Annotated in this window: 16 protein-coding genes; 13 read left to right on the top strand and 3 right to left on the bottom strand. The window is 59.9% G+C overall.

The window, feature by feature from the left end; translation table 11 throughout:
* Nucleotides 1–35 precede the first annotated feature (35 nt).
* Nucleotides 36–305 (top strand): metal-sensitive transcriptional regulator, encoded by a 270-nt coding sequence (locus tag NYP16_RS05910; RefSeq protein ID WP_274943195.1) that lies wholly within the window; start codon nt 36–38, stop codon nt 303–305.
* Nucleotides 306–315: 10 nt separating this feature from the next.
* Here NYP16_RS05910 and NYP16_RS05905 read toward each other — a convergent pair whose 3' ends face one another.
* Together NYP16_RS05905 and NYP16_RS05900 are read right to left on the bottom strand one after the other, a co-directional pair.
* Nucleotides 316–756: a CoA-binding protein gene (locus NYP16_RS05905; RefSeq protein ID WP_274943194.1), complete on the bottom strand. Its 441-nt coding sequence runs from the start codon at nt 754–756 to the stop codon at nt 316–318.
* Nucleotides 757–771: 15 nt separating this feature from the next.
* A complete protein-coding gene (locus NYP16_RS05900; RefSeq protein ID WP_274943193.1) occupies nt 772–1902 on the bottom strand; it encodes an Mrp/NBP35 family ATP-binding protein in 1131 nt (376 codons plus the stop codon).
* 179 nt (nt 1903–2081) lie between these two features.
* Here NYP16_RS05900 and hflK point away from each other — a divergent pair, with 179 nt between their 5' ends.
* From hflK to NYP16_RS05885, 3 genes are all read left to right on the top strand, one after another.
* Nucleotides 2082–3170, top strand: a complete 1089-nt coding sequence (gene hflK / locus NYP16_RS05895; protein WP_274943192.1) for an FtsH protease activity modulator HflK — start codon at nt 2082–2084, stop codon at nt 3168–3170.
* Nucleotides 3167–4036, top strand: a complete 870-nt coding sequence (gene hflC / locus NYP16_RS05890; RefSeq protein WP_274943191.1) for a protease modulator HflC — start codon at nt 3167–3169, stop codon at nt 4034–4036. The genes hflK and hflC overlap by 4 nt, the downstream gene beginning before the upstream one ends.
* Nucleotides 4037–4423: 387 nt before the next feature.
* Complete coding sequence (locus NYP16_RS05885; protein WP_274943190.1) at nt 4424–5908, top strand: Do family serine endopeptidase; 1485 nt, start codon at nt 4424–4426, stop codon at nt 5906–5908.
* Nucleotides 5909–5975: 67 nt separating this feature from the next.
* Here the strand turns inward: NYP16_RS05885 and serB are convergent, their stop codons facing one another.
* Entirely contained in the window at nt 5976–6854 is an 879-nt protein-coding gene (serB, locus tag NYP16_RS05880; protein WP_274943189.1) for a phosphoserine phosphatase SerB, read from the bottom strand.
* Between the two features lie 114 nt (nt 6855–6968).
* Here serB and miaA point away from each other — a divergent pair, with 114 nt between their 5' ends.
* The 9 genes from miaA to mrdA all read left to right on the top strand — a co-directional run bounded on the left by miaA (nt 6969) and on the right by mrdA (nt 18115).
* On the top strand, nt 6969–7892 hold the full coding sequence (miaA, locus tag NYP16_RS05875; RefSeq protein WP_274943188.1) for a tRNA (adenosine(37)-N6)-dimethylallyltransferase MiaA: 924 nt from the start codon (nt 6969–6971) through the stop codon (nt 7890–7892).
* A 120-nt stretch (nt 7893–8012) separates the two neighbouring features.
* Nucleotides 8013–9773 (top strand): acetolactate synthase 3 large subunit, encoded by a 1761-nt coding sequence (locus NYP16_RS05870; protein WP_274943187.1) that lies wholly within the window; start codon nt 8013–8015, stop codon nt 9771–9773.
* A gap of 74 nt (nt 9774–9847) precedes the next feature.
* Nucleotides 9848–10369 (top strand): acetolactate synthase small subunit, encoded by a 522-nt coding sequence (gene ilvN / locus NYP16_RS05865; protein WP_274943186.1) that lies wholly within the window; start codon nt 9848–9850, stop codon nt 10367–10369.
* Between the two features lie 49 nt (nt 10370–10418).
* A complete protein-coding gene (gene ilvC / locus NYP16_RS05860; RefSeq protein WP_274943185.1) occupies nt 10419–11438 on the top strand; it encodes a ketol-acid reductoisomerase in 1020 nt (339 codons plus the stop codon).
* Between the two features lie 496 nt (nt 11439–11934).
* Nucleotides 11935–13488, top strand: a complete 1554-nt coding sequence (locus NYP16_RS05855) for a 2-isopropylmalate synthase (RefSeq protein ID WP_274943184.1) — start codon at nt 11935–11937, stop codon at nt 13486–13488.
* Nucleotides 13489–13618: 130 nt separating this feature from the next.
* Nucleotides 13619–14665 carry a rod shape-determining protein gene (locus tag NYP16_RS05850; RefSeq protein ID WP_274943183.1) on the top strand — a complete coding sequence of 349 codons (1047 nt, stop codon included), beginning with the start codon at nt 13619–13621 and terminating at the stop codon, nt 14663–14665.
* Nucleotides 14666–14715: 50 nt separating this feature from the next.
* Complete coding sequence (gene mreC, locus NYP16_RS05845; protein ID WP_274943182.1) at nt 14716–15738, top strand: rod shape-determining protein MreC; 1023 nt, start codon at nt 14716–14718, stop codon at nt 15736–15738.
* Complete coding sequence (gene mreD, locus NYP16_RS05840) at nt 15735–16241, top strand: rod shape-determining protein MreD (protein ID WP_274943181.1); 507 nt, start codon at nt 15735–15737, stop codon at nt 16239–16241. Before mreC ends, mreD begins: the two co-directional genes overlap by 4 nt.
* A complete protein-coding gene (gene mrdA, locus NYP16_RS05835; RefSeq protein WP_274943180.1) occupies nt 16241–18115 on the top strand; it encodes a penicillin-binding protein 2 in 1875 nt (624 codons plus the stop codon). Before mreD ends, mrdA begins: the two co-directional genes overlap by 1 nt.
* Nucleotides 18116–18119 lie beyond the last annotated feature (4 nt).

Genomic DNA, 18119 nt, shown 5'->3' with positions numbered 1-18119 from the left:
TTGATTAATATACCCCCCATGGGTATAGGTCAAGGATGGAAACGGAAACCAAACAATCCTGCCTCAATCGCTTGAAGCGTATCGAGGGGCAAATTCGCGGCATCAACGGCATGGTCACCGATGATCGTTATTGCATTGATGTGGTGACCCAGCTGCGCGCCGTCTCGGCCGCGCTCAAACAGGTCGAACAGGTGATCCTGAAAGACCATATGGCCCACTGCGTCCATGCCGCCATCCAATCCGGCGATGCCGAGGAACAACGCCGCAAACTCGCCGAACTTACCGATCTGCTGACCAAGCTTTAAACCAGAACGCCTAAAGCCCCAGTCTTGGGATCTCGATGGCCGGGCAACGGTTCATGACCACCCTCAGGCCCTGCGCCTCGGCCCAGGCGGCAACGTCATCATCCCTGAGCCCGAGTTGAGCCCAGATCACTTTCGCCCCGATGCCGATCGATTCCCGCATGGCTTCGGGCAGATCTTCAGTGCGGCGGAAAATATCGACCATGTCGATAGCCAGCGGCACGTCGCTCAGCTCGGCATAGACGGTCTCGCCATGGAGTTCCTTGCCCGCCAGACGCGGGTTGATCGGAATGACCCGATAGCCTTTTTTCTGCAAATACCGCATGACCCCATAGCTCGGGCGAAACTCGTTATCGCTCGCGCCGAGCATGGCGATGGTTTTGACGGATTTCAGAATGTCCGCGATGTACACATCCGGATAATCTTCAGGATCATATTTCAAGGCCACGGCCATCGATTTTTTCCCTCACTATTCGAATAAAATTTCCGGCATGACCGGCACCGCGCCACCCAACTGACCAAGCAGATTGTCGGCCAAGGCAAGATAGGCCGCGGCCTCAGGTCCATCCGGCTCCGACGCCGTGATCGGCGCGCCTGCGTCTGACGTCTCCCGGATCGCGAGTTTCAGCGGGATTTCACCGAGGAACGGCGCCCCGAACTGTTCCGCCGTGGCCCGCGCGCCGCCGTGACCGAAGATCTGGCTTTCTCCGCCACAATGAGGGCAGATAAAGCTGCTCATATTCTCGACCAGACCAAGAATCGGGACATTGACCTTCTGGAACATGGTGATGCCCTTGCGCGCATCAATCAAGGCAATGTCCTGTGGCGTCGAGACAATGACCGCCCCCGCAAGCGGGACCCGTTGCGCCATGGTCAATTGCGCGTCACCCGTACCGGGCGGCATGTCGACCACCAGGATATCGAGCGGCCCGTATGCGTCCCAGGCCACATCACCCAGCAATTGCTGCAACGCCCCCATGACCATGGGCCCGCGCCAGATCATGGCGGTGTCGGGATCGACCATGAAGCCGATGGACATGGCGACGATGCCATGAGCCTGCATGGGCAGAATTTTTTTATCCTCGCGCGTCCTGGGTTTCGCGGAAATTCCAAGCAGCTTCGGCACCGAGGGACCGTAAATATCGGCATCCATCAAGCCAACCCGCAAACCGCGCCGGGACAGTGCCACCGCCAGATTGACAGCCGTGGTGGATTTGCCGACACCGCCCTTGCCACTGGCGACAGCAATAATTTTCGCCACCCCGGCAACGCCCGGCTTATGGGCAGCCTGAGGCTGATGCGGGTGATGCGGTTTGGGCGGGACGGTCGTCTGCGCGCCGGCTGTAGGCACATGTTCGGCCGTCAGCACCGCTGTCACGTCGGTCACGCCGGGAATGGCTTTGACCGCCGTTTCGCAAGCCAGCCGCAGCGGTTCCGCATGGGGCCCCTGCTCCGGCGTGACTTCGATGGCAAAGCCCACATGGCCGCCACGGATCACAACACCCTGAATAAGACCACGGCTGACCACATCCTGGCCCGAGGCTGGATCTTCCACACGGCCGAGCGCCGCCAATACCTGTTCCCGGATGATCTCAGCCATTTCACTCTCCATGGGGGTGAGAAGCCCTTATTCAAGGGCCAAACCCTTGAATAGAAGCTAAAGCCGCTCGCCGTCGGCCGTTGCGCCAGTCGGTTAGGTAGCATATAACGCGAGACAGTCAATCGTCACCGCCTGCATCCATTTTATCAGCAGGCGGCATCGCACAAGGAGCCTCCTGTATGCCCTGGCAAAACAATGGCGGTGGCCGCAACCCATGGGGCCAAGGCCCAAGTGGTCGTGGTGATCCCCCGAATCTCGAAGACTTGCTGCGGCGTGGTCAAGACCAGCTGAAGGGCGCGTTGCCTGGCGGATTTGGCCAACGCGGCCTCATGATCGTCGCCGGCATCGTGGCGCTCGCCTGGCTGGCCACCGGTATTTATACTGTATCTCCGGATGAACAGGGCGTTGTGCTGCGCTTTGGCAAATATGTGGACAAGACAGCTCCCGGTCTGCATTACCACCTGCCTGCACCCATCGAGACTGTGATGACGCCCAAGGTGACCGTAGTCAACCGCGTCAAGATCGGTTTCCCGAGCGAGGAAGTCGCCGCCCGCCGCCGTGGGCCGGAAGCCACCCGCGAAGGTCTGGTGCTGACCGGCGACGAAAATATCGTCGACGTGGAATTCTCGGTGTTCTGGAAGATTCGCGATGCTGAACAGTATCTGTTCAATGTCCGCGATCCGGAACGCACCATCGAAGCCGCCTCCGAAAGCATCATGCGCTCGATCATCGGCCGCACGCCCATTCAGTCAGCCCTGACCGAAGGCCGCCAGCGCATCGAAGTCGACGCCCAGGAACGCATTCAACAAGTTCTCAACAGCTACAAGATCGGCGTTGAAGTCCGTCAGGTCCAATTGTCGCGGGTCGACCCACCGGCAACCGTGATCGACGCCTTCCGCGACGTGCAAGCCGCACAGGCCGATAAAGAGCGTTTGCAGAACGAAGCTGAAGCCTATCAGAACGACGTCATTCCGCGCGCCCGTGGGGAAGTCACAAAGCTGACCCAGGACGCCGAAGCTTACCGCGCCCAGATCGTCGCCCGCGCCCAGGGGGAAGCCAGCCGCTTCTCCGCCGTGCTTGTGGCCTATCAGCAGGCGAAGGACGTCACCAAGCAGCGCATCTATCTTGAGACGATGGAAGAAATCCTCAAGGGCATGAATAAGATCGTTGTCGACAAGAAAGCCGGAAATGGCGTGCAACCCTATATGCCGCTGCCGGAACTGACCAAACGCAAGGCCAGTGTCCAAAGCTCAGGAGACAGCCAATGACCAGCAATCGTCTGACCGTCCTGATCATTGGTCTTTTCCTTCTGGTGATCCTCGCCACCAGCTCCACCTTCCAGGTCAAGGAAACGCAACAGGCCCTCGTCATCGAGTTCGGCAAACCGCAACGCACCGTGACCGAAGCCGGGCTGAACTTCAAACTGCCCTGGCAATCGGTGGTCATTCTCGACCGCCGCGTGCTGCCGCTTGAACTCGCCCAGAAAGAAGTCATCACCGCCGATCAAAAGCGCGTGATCGTCGACGCCTATGCCCGCTTCCGCATCGAAAACCCGCTGTTGCTCTATCAGGCTGTTTCGAACGAGGAAGGCGCCGCCGACCGGCTTGAAACCATTGTCAACTCGGTCCTGCGCCGGGTCATGGGCAGCGTGCCGTTTACCGCTATGCTGAGCGAAGATCGTACCAAACTGCTGTCGGCCATTCTCGACGCCTCCAATGCCCAAGCCAAAGGCCTCGGCATCCAGGTGATCGATGTCCGCATCAAGCGCTCAGACCTGCCGGAAGCGAACTCCGAAGCCATCTTCAAACGGATGCGCGCCGAACGTGAACGCGAAGCCCGCGAAGCCCGCGCCACCGGAGCCGAACTGGCCCAGGGCATTCGCTCCCGCGCCGATAAGGAACGCACGGTGCTGATCGCCGACGCCCAACGCGAAGCCCAGATCATTCGCGGTAAAGGTGATGGCGATGCCGCCCGCGTGTTTGCCGAAGCGGTCGGACGCGATCCCGATTTCTTCGCCTTCTATCGCTCCATGCAAGCCTACAAAGAAGCCATGTCGCCCGAAGACACCACTCTGGTGTTGTCGCCAGACAGCGAATTCTTCCGCTTCTTCGGCAGTTTGCAAGGCAAACGCTAACCACAGAAAAAGGCTTGCCGGGATTGTCCGGCAAGCCTTTTTCCTAATGGCACCATGGATACCCGGGTCAGGCCCGGGTATGACAATTGAGTTTGGTGTTTCATGGGCAGGCAATGCATGCGTCCGCAGATGCCACATGTATGCAGCAGGTCGTATTATATGTGCCATTGCCGGGCTTGACCCGGCAATCCATTTGGCCGCCACTCGGTCAGCCCCAAAGGCTCCCGGCTCACCAAATTGTGACATATTTGCACGGCTCAAGAAAAAATAGCCGTTCCTCCGCTCAAAATTACGCCATAATCTTGCCCGACGGTCCCTATCGGGTGGGGCTCCATAATGGGAACCCCTCAAGGACCAAGATCAGAGACCTAGGAATGTGAGGCAAGCGTGACAAAAGCTTTAACGCAATCAACCGCCTATTCGCTGCGGCTATGGTATTTTCTTTTGGCAATTGGCATCGCCGCGCTCGCCGGTGTCCAGCCAGCCGGGGCCCAGACTGTCCCGAGCTTCGCTGACCTTGCAGCCAAAGTCCTGCCATCCGTCGTCAACATCACCGTGACCAAGACCGTCGAAGGTCAGCCGGGAATCGAAGAATTCCTGCGCCGCTTCGGGGCTCCGGGCGCGGGTCCGGACGCGTCCCCGGCTCCCGGCGGCAAGGGACAGGGAAAACAGGATGACTCGTCGTCACCGCGCCAGCGCGCCACCGGCGGCGGCACCGGCTTTGTCGTCGATCCATCCGGCATCATCGTCACCAACAGCCATGTGATCGAAGATGCCGACGGCATCACCGTCAAACTCCAAAGCGGTGAAGAGTTCAAAGCCGAAGTCATCGGCTCCGACCCTGCAACCGACGTTGCCGTCATCCGCATCAAGCCTGGCCGCGCCCTCACCCCTGTGGCGTTCGGGAATTCCGACATGGCCCGGGTCGGCGATTGGGTGCTGACCATCGGCAATCCCTATGGCCTTGCTGGATCGGTCACCGCAGGCATCATTTCCGCCCGCAACCGTGACATCAACACCGGCCTTTATGACGACTTCATCCAGACCGATTCGCCGATCAATCCGGGTAATTCGGGCGGCCCCATGTTCAACATGAAGGGCGAAGTGATCGGCATCAACACCGCCATTTTCTCGCCCTCCGGCGGCAATGCGGGTATCGGCTTCTCGATTCCGGCCAATCTTGCCAAAACCGTCGTTGCCCAGCTGCGTGAAAGCGGCAAGGTGAAACGCGGCTGGCTTGGCGTGAGCTTCCAGCCGATCTCGAAGGACCTCGCTGACAGCCTCGGCCTGAAATCCGTCGAAGGCGCATTGGTTGCAAGCGTGGTCGAAGACGGCCCGGCCGCCAAGGCAGGCATCATTTCGGGTGATATCCTTCTTGAATACAATGGCAACAAGATCACCCAGATGCAGCGCCTTCCGGGTCTTGTGGCCAACACCCCCATCGGCAAGTCGGTTCCGGTTGTGGTCCTGCGCAAGAACCAGAACAAGAGCCTCCTGGTCAAAATCGTCGAACGCAAGGAAGAGGGTGACAAAAAATCGCCCGGCGTCCAAGGCAAGGATTCCGGCGCCGGCAAGGAAAAAAGCGTGCTCGGCCTCAGCCTCGCACCGCTGACCGACGATCTGCGCGGCAGCCTTGGTCTCGCCAAGGGCATCAAGGGCGTGGTCGTCGTCAATGTCGATGCGAACAGCAATGCCACGGCGCAGGGCTTGCGTCGCGGCGATGTCATCGTCTCGGTCTCGCTGGAAGATGTGACGAGCCCCGAAGACGTCGTCAAACGGGTCGAGGACGCCCGCAAAAATGGTCGCCCCTCGGTGCTGTTCCGCGTCTTCCGCGGCGGCAACTACAGCCACATCACGGTGCCGTTCAAATAAGTCACCGTTTCAAAAACAGAAAAGCCGGCGGAGCGATCCGCCGGCTTTTTTTATTCGATCCCTGTCCTCAGTCGCGGAAGTCGGTAGCCCGGAAGCCTTGGAGATACAACAACGCCGTCAGATCGCCGTGATTGATGGCCACATCCGCCGCGTCTTGGGCCTTTGGCTTCGCGTGATACGCCACACCGAGTCCTGCCGCCACGATCATCGGAATGTCATTGGCTCCGTCGCCGACCGCGAGCGTCTCGGCCAGCGTGATCCCCGTCTGCCCGGCGAACTCCTGCAGCGAAGCAAGCTTGGTGGCGCTATCGACGATCGGCGGGATAACCGCGCCGGTCAACGCCCCCTCGGCCAGCCCGAGCACATTGGCGCGGTTCACGTGGAAGCCGGTCAAGGCCGCAACCCGGCTGGTGAAAAAGGTAAACCCGCCGGAGACCAGCGCCGTCATGGCCCCAGCCGCATTCATGGTCTGAATAAGCGTGCGTGCGCCGGGCATCAGCTTGACGCGCTCGTCGAACACAGTCTGGAGAGTCTCTTCCTTCAGCCCCTTCAACATGCCCACCCGCTTTTCAAGTGCTGCGACGAAATCCAGCTCGCCACGCATGGCCGCCTCGGTGATGCCAGCAACTTCTTCCTTGAAGCCTGCGAAATCGGCGATCTCATCAATGCATTCAACGGTGATGATGGTCGAATCCATGTCCGCCAGCAGCAATTTCTTGCGCCGTCCGGCCACCGGCTGGAGCGCCCAATCGAACGGCAGGCCCGCAAACCCCGCCTTGTCGACCGCGCCGTCAAACGGCACATCGGCGGCAATTCCCGGGTTCAACCAATCCACAGGCCCCACAATCGCGCCTTGAGATTTGAGACCAGCCACGGCTTCATCCACGGCGGCGGCGGTGAGATTGGCTTGTTGCGGGTTGGCGATCAGGGTCAGAACATTTTGCATGGTTGCATGACTGCTTTATGGTCATCCCCGCACAAGCGGGATCCAGTCTGGATTCCCGCCTGCGCGGGACTGACATTATGAAACTTACCTGCTGTGCCAAATACAGAAGCGGACATGAAAAAGAAAGTCATATTCCTCGGCGGTCCCACCGCCAGCGGCAAATCCGCCCTCGCGCTCGCGCTGGCTGAGCAGGCGCGTGGCGTTATCATCAATGCCGACAGCATGCAGGTCTATGACGCCCTCCGCATCATCACCGCCCGCCCAAGCGTCGAGGACGAAGCCCGCGTCCCTCATGTCCTCTATGGCTACCGCCCGGCGAGCCCGGCCTGTTCCGCCGCCGACTGGGCTGCGGATGCCACCCGCGCCATTGATGAGGCCGACCTGCCCATCGTCACCGGCGGCACCGGGCTTTATTTCCGCACCCTGATCGACGGCATCTCGCCCATTCCAGACATCCCCGACGCCATCCGCGCCGACATCCGCAGCCGTATGGAGCTGGAAGGGGCCTTTGCTCTCCACCGCGAGCTTGACGCCCGCGACCCGATCATCGCGGCAAGGCTTGAGCCCGGCGACAGCCAGCGCATCGCCCGCGCGCTTGAAGTACTGACCGCCACCGGCCGCCCGTTGAGCGACTGGCAGCGCGAACCCAATCAGGGCGGATTGCGCAACCGTACCGATCTTGACCTCGTCTGTCTGGCCCTGACGCCGCCGCGCGCCGAGCTTTATGAGCGCTGTGACCGGCGCTTGGCCTTGATGATGAGCGAGGGTGGCGGGCTTGCGGAAATCAAAGCCCTGATGGCGCAGAACCTTGATCCCGCGCTGCCGGTCATGAAGGCGCTTGGGGTGCCGGAATTCATCCGCCACCTCTCCGGCAACCTCTCCTATGAGGACGCTTTAACCTTCGGCCAGACCGCGACCCGGCAATATGCCAAACGGCAACTGACCTGGTTCCGTAACCAGTTTTCTGACTGGGTATCGGGCGACGCGCAACATTTGGAAAGTTTTATGGCCGAAATTTATTCGTTTATTAGATTTTAGCTGTTGACGACGCAAGATTGCCCCGGTAGGGTGCCCCACGATAAATGATGCTGGCGGCCCGTGACCTTGGGCCGTATTTTTACGTGTGCAGCAACACGAGACGGAACGGAAGGACGAACCATGTCGGCGGAACCGATCAGCGGAGCGGAGATCATCATCAAATCCTTGACGGATTTGGGTGTTGACGTGATTTTCGGATATCCGGGCGGGGCTGTCCTACCGATTTACGATGCCCTGTTTCAACAAAACCATATTCGCCATGTGCTGGTGCGCCATGAGCAGGCCGCCCTCCATGCCGCCGAAGGCTATGCCCGCTCGACTGGCAAGCCCGGCGTGGCGCTTGTGACCTCGGGCCCTGGCGCGACCAATGCCGTGACCGGCCTGACCGATGCCTTGATGGATTCGATTCCCGTGGTCTGTCTGACCGGCCAGGTGGCCAGCCACCTGATCGGCAATGATGCCTTTCAGGAAGCCGATACGGTCGGCATCACCCGCCCCTGCACCAAACACAACTATCTGGTGAAGGACGTGAACACCCTCGCCTATGCCATCCATGAGGCGTTCTATGTGGCCACCTCCGGCCGTCCCGGCCCGGTGGTCATCGATCTGCCCAAGGACATGCAGGTTGCAAAGGCCGTCTATACCAAGCCGCAGAAGGTTCTACATCGCAGCTATCGTCCGCAAATCAAGGGCGAGCTCGACCTGATCCGTCAGGCCGTTGCTTTGCTCGCGAATGCCAAGCGTCCGATCATCTATTCGGGCGGCGGCATCATCAATTCGGGTCCGGCAGCGTCGCAACTGCTGCGCGATTTCGTGCGCATGACCGGATTCCCCATCACCTCGACACTGATGGGCCTCGGTGCTTATCCGGGTGAAGATCCGCATTTCCTCGGCATGCTCGGCATGCATGGCACTTATGAAGCCAACAATGCTATGCATGACTGCGACGTCATGCTGTGCATCGGCGCGCGCTTTGACGATCGTGTGACTGGGCGTCTCGACGCCTTTTCCCCGGGCTCGAAAAAGATCCATATCGATATCGACCGTTCCTCCATCAACAAGAACGTGCATGTGGATCTTGGCATCGTCGGCGACGCCGGTCATGTGCTTGAAGACATCATCAAGATCTGGAAATCCAAGGCCCTGACCCCGAACGCACCGGCGCTCAAAACCTGGTGGGACGAGATCAACGTCTGGCGCGCGCGCAAATGCCTGTCCTACAAGGCCAATGACGAAGTCATCATGCCACAGTATGCGATCCAGCGGCTGTATCATCTGACCAAGGACAAAAGCCCCTATATCTCGACCGAAGTCGGTCAGCATCAGATGTGGGCGGCCCAGTTCTATCAGTTCGACAAGCCGAACCATTGGCTGACATCGGGCGGTCTCGGCACCATGGGCTATGGCCTGCCCGCCGCCATCGGCGCACAGATCGCGCATCCGGACGCGCTTTGCATCGATATCGCGGGCGAAGCCTCGATCCTGATGAACATTCAGGAAATGGCTACCGCCGTGCAGCATCGCCTGCCGGTCAAGATATTCATCCTCAACAATGAATATATGGGCATGGTGCGGCAGTGGCAGGAACTGAGCTATGACGGCCGTTATTCCGAAAGTTATTCGGAAGCGCTCCCGGATTTTGTCAAACTGGCCGAAGCTTTCGGTGCGGTCGGCTTCCGGGTGGACAAGCCGAGCGAGCTTGACGATGTGATCAAGCAGATGATCGCCATCGACCGTCCGGTGATCGTCGATTGCCGCGTGGCCAAGCTTGAGAACTGCTTCCCCATGGTGGCGTCCGGCGCGGCGCACAATGAAATGCTGCTCGGCGACGATGACCCGAGCCAGAACCAGATCTCGGAAGAAGGCCGGGCGCTGGTCTGACCATCGCCGCATAGCATAAGCTCCCGCCCGTCCCAAGAGGATGGGCGGAGCATTGAGAATGAATGGACAACCGCATGACTAAGCCGATTGAAGCCGCCGCCCGTCATACCATTTCGGTCATCGTCGACAACGAAGCCGGTGTGCTTGCCCGCGTCATTGGCCTGTTCTCCGGCCGGGGTTACAACATCGAAAGTCTGACCGTCGCCAGCGTCGATTCCGAGGACAGGACCTCGCGCATCACCATCGTCACCGTCGGCACGCTTATGGTGGTCGAACAGATCAAGGCGCAACTTGAACGGCTTGTGCCCGTTCATGTGGTGTCGGACCTGACGCTTGACGGCCAGTTCGTGGAACGTGAACTGGCGCTGGTGAAGGTCGCCGGGATCGATGACCACCGGGTCGAGGCGCTGCGGATTTCTGACGCCTTCCGGGCTCAGGTCGTGGACAGCACGAATTCGTCGTTCATTTTCGAGCTGACGGGAAAACCATCTAAAATCAGTGCTTTCATTGCGCTGATGCGAGAACTTGGCCTTGTCGAAGTTGCCCGCACGGGGGTTGCTGCCCTCGCCCGCGGCAAAGCGGGGCTTGAACGCTAACAGGAAAGCTGCGAAACGCAGTTAGAAACGTCAACGGAAAGGACTGAATATGCGCGTTTATTATGATCGCGACGCCGATGTAAACCTGATCAAGACCAAAAAAGTCGCGATCCTCGGCTATGGCAGCCAGGGCCATGCCCACGCCGCCAACCTGCGGGATTCGGGCGTGACCGAAATCGCCATCGCGCTGCGCCCCGGTTCGGCCACGACCAAAAAGGCCGAAGCCGCTGGCTTCAAAGTGCTGTCCCCGGCCGATGCCGCCAAATGGGCCGATGTGATCATGGTCCTCGCGCCTGACGAACTGCAGGCCGCGATCTACAAGAACGATCTTGAGCCGAACCTGAAGCAGGGTGCGGCGCTGATGTTCGCCCACGGCCTCAATGTTCACTTCAAGCTGATCGAGCCGCGCGCCGACCTTGACGTATTCATGGTTGCCCCGAAGGGCCCCGGCCATACCGTGCGTTCGGAATATCTGAAGGGTGGCGGCGTGCCGTCGCTGATCGCCGTTCATCAGGACGCTTCCGGGAACGCGCTGCAGATTGGCCTGTCCTATGCGTCGGCCAATGGCGGCGGTCGCGCCGGCATCATCGAAACCAGCTTCAAGGAAGAGTGCGAAACCGACCTCTTCGGCGAACAGGCTGTGCTTTGCGGCGGTCTTTCGGAACTCATCAAGGCTGGCTTTGAAACCCTGGTCGAAGGCGGTTACGCCCCGGAAATGGCCTATTTCGAATGTATGCATGAAGTGAAGTTGATCGTCGATCTGATGTATGAAGGCGGCCTCGCCAACATGCGCTACTCGATCTCCAACACTGCGGAGTTCGGTGACTATTACACCGGCCCGAAGATCATCACCGCCGACAGCAAGGCAGCCATGAAGCAGGTTCTGAAGGACATTCAGTCCGGCAAGTTCGTGCAGGATTTCATGCTCGATAACGCCGTCGGCAATCCCCGCCTCAAAGCTCAGCGTGGCATCGAAGCCAGCCACCAGATCGAAGAAGTGGGCGAGCGTCTGCGCGCTATGATGCCGTGGCTCAAAGCCAACCAGCTGGTTGACCGCGCGAAGAACTAAGCACGCACCAGAATTAAAATCACCCCCGTCGGGTCCGGTTCATACCGGCCTGGCGGGGGTGATTTTTTTGAGACAGCCGCTCCATTATGGAATTAGGGCGTTGAGTTTTGCTTCAATCATTGTTAACAACATGTCAGCAAGATTGATGCAGAAGTATGGATATGTCCCTCCGTTTGGGGTCTGTCCCGGGAAATTCACCCAAATGCTTTCTGTTCGTCTGGTCCCGGAAGGAGCTTGAAAGCCGCCATGGCTTATCGCGAAGACAGCATGACCACCCGCTACAACGCTGCATCTGCAGCGGCTGGCGACGTGTGCTCGCTTCGCAGCCTGCTTCCGCTCCTTCGTGCCCTGTCCCGACTTAGCTGCCCCTAAACGCAGTATAAGTGCCGGATTTTGTGTCCGGACACGCGTTTAGGGGGAAATGCGACAGAGCTGGGCCCGGCAGGTGTGACAACCGGGGCCTGATGAATGACTGAGCATTCAGGGACATAGTTAAATGACCGAGACCGTGAAAAACAACCGAATCATCATTTTCGACACCACCCTGCGCGATGGCGAGCAATCCCCCGGCGCCTCGATGAATCTCGAGGAAAAGCTGCGCATTGCCACCATGCTCGACCAGATGGGCGTCGATGTGATCGAAGCCGGTTTCCCCATTGCCTCGAACGGCGATTTCGAAGCCGTGAGCGAAGTGGCCAAAGTGGTCAAGCAGGCAACCGTTTGCGGCCTCGCCCGTGCCGCCGAAAAAGATATCGACCGCGCCTGGGAAGCGCTCCGCCATGCCAAGCGCGGCCGCATCCATACCTTCATTTCCACAAGCCCCCTGCATATGAAATTCAAATTGCAGATGGAGCCCGAAACCGTTCTGGACATGATTGCGAAAAGCGTCTCCCACGCCCGCAATCTGACCGACGACGTCGAGTGGTCGGCCGAAGATGCGACCCGCACCGAGCATGATTTCCTGTGCCGGGCAGTCGAGGTGGCCATCAAGGCCGGGGCCCGCACCATCAATCTGCCCGACACCGTGGGCTATACGGTGCCGACCGAATATCAGGCCATGTTCGAACTGGTCCTGAAGCGCGTGCCCAATGCCGACAAGGCCATTTTCTCGTCCCATTGCCATAACGATCTGGGTCTGGCCGTCGCCAATTCGATCGCAGCTGTCCAGGGTGGCGCGCGTCAGGTGGAATGCACCATCAACGGCATCGGTGAACGGGCGGGGAATGCCGCGCTCGAAGAAATCGTCATGGCCTTGCGGGTTCGCGGCGACGCCCTGCCCTATGTGAACAACATCGTGACCGAAAAGCTGACCCCAGCTTCACACATGTTGTCGACCATCACCGGGCTCGCGGTGCAGGCCAACAAGGCCATCGTCGGCGCCAATGCCTTTGCCCATGAATCGGGCATCCATCAGGATGGCATGCTGAAGAACGCCCAGACCTATGAAATCATGACCCCCGAATCCGTCGGTTTGCGCAAAAGCTCGCTGGTCATGGGCAAGCATTCCGGCCGCCATGCCTTCCGCGACAAACTGCGCGATCTCGGCTATGGGGAAGTCGGCGACAACGCCCTCGAAGACGCGTTTCGCCGCTTCAAGGATTTGGCCGACCGTAAGAAAACCGTCTATGACGAAGACATCATCGCGTTGGTCGATGATGAGGTGCGCGGCAACGACCGGGTCAAACTCGTGTCGCTCGACATCCACTGCGGCACCAAGGGTCCGCAGACTGCCGCCATCGAGCTCAGCATCGACGGTGAGATCAAGGCGACCACGGCCACAGGTGACGGCCCGGTCGACGCGATCTTCAACGCCATTCGCAATCTGGTCGAACATCACGCCCATTTGCAGCTTTATCAGGTTCACGCGGTCACCGGCGGCACAGACGCCCAGGCCGAAGTGACTGTAAGGCTCGAAGAAGACGGCAAGACGGTGTCCGGCCAGGGCGCCGACGCGGATACGCTGGTCGCATCCGCGCGGGCATATATTCATGCGCTGAACAAACTTTTCGTGAAGCGTCTGAAAACGGCACCGCAATCGCTCTCGGCCTGATTGCCTCAGGCCCGCCAGTGCGGTATTAGTCCTGAAAGGCCTTTGCCTCAGGATGGCCGGCCAACCAGGGTTCAACGTGAGGTGACCCGCCGTAAGACGGGTCACCTCACTTTAAATAAGGCTGTCGTTGATGTTATCTAAGCTGTTAGGTTTTCTTGGCCTTCTGTCCTCAGACATGGCCATCGACCTCGGAACCGCCAATACGCTGGTTTATGTCAAAGGACGGGGAATAGTGCTCAATGAGCCGTCCGTCGTGGCGATCAAAAACCGTAACGGCATCAAGGAAGTCCTGGCGGTCGGCGAGGAAGCCAAACTGATGCTGGGCCGCACTCCCGGTAACATCGAAGCCATTCGTCCGTTACGCGACGGTGTCATCGCCGATTTCGAAGTCGCCGAGGCGATGATCAAATATTTCATCCGCAAGCTGCACAACCGCAACATCCTGGCTGCGCCGCGAATCGTCATCTGCGTGCCATCGGGTTCGACCCCGGTCGAACGTAAGGCCATCCGCGATAGCGCACTCGAAGCCGGTGCCCGCCGGGTGTTCCTGATCGAAGAACCCATGGCTGCCGCCATCGGTGCCGGTCTGCCGGTGACCGAGCCCACGGGCTCCATGATCGTCGATATCGGCGGCGGCACCTCCGAAGTGGCTGTGTTGTCCCTTGGCGGCATCGTCTATGCCAATTCGGTCCGGGTCGGCGGCGACAAAATGGATGAAAGCATCATCAACTACATCCGCCGCAATCACAGCCTGCTGATCGGCGAAGCTTCGGCCGAGCGCATCAAAAAGACCGTCGGCACCGCCTGCCCGCCCGAAGACGGCGTTGGCAAGACCATGCATATCAAAGGCCGCGACCTCATGAACGGGGTGCCGAAGGAAATCCTCATCGATCAGTTGCAGATTTCCGAAGCCCTGGCCGAACCGGTCGGCGCCATCGTTGAAGGCGTCAAGGTCGCCCTCGAACAGACACCGCCGGAACTTGCGGCTGATATCGTCGACAAGGGCATCGTCCTCACCGGTGGAGGCGCGCTTCTGCACAACCTCGATAAGGTCCTCCGCAATGCGACCGGCCTGCCGGTGTCCATCGCTGATGAGCCCCTCACCTGTGTGGCGCTTGGCTCGGGACGTTCGCTTGAGGATGCGATCCTGAAGCATGTCCTGACCGATACGCACTAAAACGCAGGTCACCGCGGTGCATATGTGGTGACACAAGGGGAACACAAGCGTTGAAGTCGCCCGGAACCAAAGGCGCCCGCTTCGCCAAGTCCTTCAAAGGACTTGGCGCGCGGTTTTCTTTTGCCTTTTTCATGTTGCTCGGAGCCGTGGTGCTGATTGCGAGCCGCGCCGATCCGTCGCTGTTCGATCACAGCCGCAGCGTCGCCGAGGACACCGCCGCCCCGGCCCTGAATGTCCTGCGTTTCCCGGCGAAAATCACCGCCAATGTGGTCAGCTGGACCGAAAATATCATTTTCCTCCATCGCGAAAATGCGCGGCTCACCGAAGACAACAACCGGCTCAAGGCCTGGCATGTGGCCGCCGAGCGGCTGACCGCTGAAAACGAGCGCCTGCGTGGCCTGCTCGGGCTCAAAACCATCACCGCCGCCCCTGTGGCAAGCGCCAATGTAGTCGGCCAGAGCAGCAGCAATTTTGTCCGCAGTGTCATCATCGATGCCGGAAAAACCGAAGGCATCGACCATAACAACACCGTTCTCGATCAGACCGGACTGGTCGGACGAATCATTTCCGTCGGCAAGTCCACGTCCCGCGTGCTCCTTCTGACCGACTTGAACAGCCGGGTTCCGGTCAAGGTTCTCCCATCCGAAGTGAACGCGATCCTCGCTGGAGACAACAGCGGCACGCCATCGCTCATCTTCATTCCGGGCGGCGTCACCTTCAATGTGGGCGACTGGATCGTCACCACCGGCCATGGCGGCGTGTTTCCGCCCGATGTCCCGATCGGCCGCATTTCGGCTCTGCCCCAGGGCGCGCCGCCGCGTGTGGCGCTGACCACCGATTACAGCCGCCTTGATACAGTGCGGATCTATAAATATACGCCGCCGCCTGCGCCGGTCGCCGCCGAAGTGCTCGACAGCGGCCCTGCGGCCCCGGCGGCGCAACCGAAGCCGGCCACACCGGCAGCAGCGCCCACCACCGCACCGGCCCCCGCCACGCAACCGGCGGCGCCCGAGCCCGATGAAGAAGACGCCACGCCGCCGCCCGAAAGTGTTCCGAACAGGGGTTTTGAATGATCCCCCTCGGTCATTACACCGAACTCACCCTGCGCGGCATCACGCCCTTTCTGTGGTGCCTCGGGCTTGGGCTTCTGACCTTCGTGCCGCTTGGGATTGCTTACGGCGATCTGTTGATGCCGAATTTGCTGTTGGCTGCTGCCTTCTACTGGATGATCAACCGTCCCCAATTGATGCCCAATTCGGTGCTGTTCCTGTTGGGTCTGATGTATGATCTGCTGAATGGCGGGCTGATTGGTTGCATGTCGCTGGCGCTGATCGCGGCGGCACGCTTCACCAACAGTCAGCGACGCATATTCACCGGCCGCATGTTCGTGGTAAGCTGGTGGGGATTTGTGATTGTCGCGGTCGGTTATGGTGCTGTGAACTGGGCCATCGTCTCGATGTTGACCCGGGGCAGCATAGATCCGACGACAACTGCTGTACAAACGCTCATGACGGTGGCCGCTTACCCTTTGGTGGCGCTCGGGCTTGGGCGATTTCAAAGACGAGTGCTTGATTGATGATGGTAGGACGCAAACGCGTTCGGCCGGACCGCTACAAGGTCTTTACGCGCCGTGCGCTGCTGTTGGGCGGCATTCAAGGGGCATTGTTGTCGACCCTGGTCGCCCGGCTCTATCACCTTCAGGTGGTTGAAAATAAGAAATATCAGATGCTGTCGGACGAAAACCGCATCAGCGTCCGGCTGCTCGCACCGCCGCGCGGCCGCATCACTGACCGTTTCGGACAGGTCATGGCGGCGAACCGCGCCGATTACCGCGCCTTTCTCATTCCCGAACAGACCGAGAATATCGATGTCACGCTGAACGCCATTTCGCGCATTCTGCCGCTGACGCTCGATGATCGCGCCCGTATCGAGGAAACCGTCAAGAAGCAACGCTCCTTCATGCCGGTGACCATCGCCGGCAATCTGAGCTGGGACAATTTCGCCAAGCTCAATATGGAATTCCCCGACCTGCCGGGCATTCAGCCCGATGTGGGCACCACGCGCTTTTATCCCTATGGGGCCCGGCTCGCCCATGTGCTCGGCTATGTGGGCACCCCGAACGAGGAAGAAGCGGGCCGCGACCCCTTGATGCACACCCCCGGCTTCAAGATCGGCAAAAACGGCATCGAGCACGCCTATGACAAGGAACTGCGCGGATTTCCCGGCGACACCAAGGTCGAGGTCAATGCCTATGGCCGCATCATTCGGGAACTGGACCGCGACGAATCGACCCCCGGCCGCGATCTTCAGCTGACCCTCGATCTCGAACTGCAGAAATTCGCCGCCGAACGCATCGCCACCGAAAGCGCCTCAGTCGTGGTCATGGATGTGACCAATGGCGATATTCTGGCTTACGCCTCCATGCCTGCTTATGATCCGAATGACTTCAACGTCGGGATCCGGCAGGCGGCCTGGAACATGTTGTTGAATGATGAGCGCCACCCGCTCGTCAACAAGCCCATTGGCGGCACCTATCCGCCCGGCTCCACCTTCAAGATGATCACCGCCCTCGCGGCCCTTGAAGCCGGAATCATCACCCCGGATTTTCGTGCCACCTGCACCGGCAAGCGCTTCCTTGGCAATCATATTTTCCATTGCTGGCGCAAGCAGGGCCACGGCACGCTCAATCTCGTCGATGCCATCTGCCATTCCTGCGACATCTATTTCTATGACATCGCCGAACGTGTCGGCATCGACAAGATTGCCGAAATGGGCAAACGCTTTGGCTTGGGCACCCGACATAACATCGGCCTGCCGCACGAGCGTGAAGGACTCATGCCGACCATCGCCTGGAAGAAGAAACGCTACCGTGCCGGCTGGCTCAGAGGCGAGACGCTGGTGGCCGGGATCGGGCAAGGCTATGTGCTGACGACCCCCTTGCAGCTTGCCGTCATGACCGCCCGCCTCGCCGGTGGCCGCGCCGTCAATCCGCGCCTTGTGCGCTCCCTGATCGACGCCCAGACCGAGGCTCCGGAACTCGCCATATCGCCGGTCAATTTCGCGGCGGTCCGCCAAGGCATGATCGACGTCTCCAATCGTCCCGGCGCCACCGCTTACGGCGCCCGCATCACCGAGCCCGGCTATTCCATGGCCGGCAAGACCGGCACGGCTCAGGTACGCCGCATCAGCACCGAGGAACGGGCGTCCGGCATCCGCAAGAATGAAGACAAACCCTGGATCGAACGCGACCATGCCCTGTTCGTCGGTTTTGCGCCGACCGTCTCCCCGCGCTATGCGGTGTCTGTTGTTGTCGAGCATGGCGGTGGCGGATCGAAGGTGGCCGGGCCCATTGCCCGTGACGTCCTGTTGAAAGCCATGCAACTTGATTCCGGACGTCCCGCAGTGTTGCCGAGCGCCCGCCAGATGCCCCCCCGGGACCCCACTATCTAGAGAT

This window comes from Govania unica, assembly GCF_027920805.1.
Lineage (GTDB): Bacteria > Pseudomonadota > Alphaproteobacteria > Sphingomonadales > Govanellaceae > Govanella > Govanella unica.
Note: the sequence above shows the minus strand (reverse complement) of the source record. Positions and strands in the feature narration are given on the sequence as shown.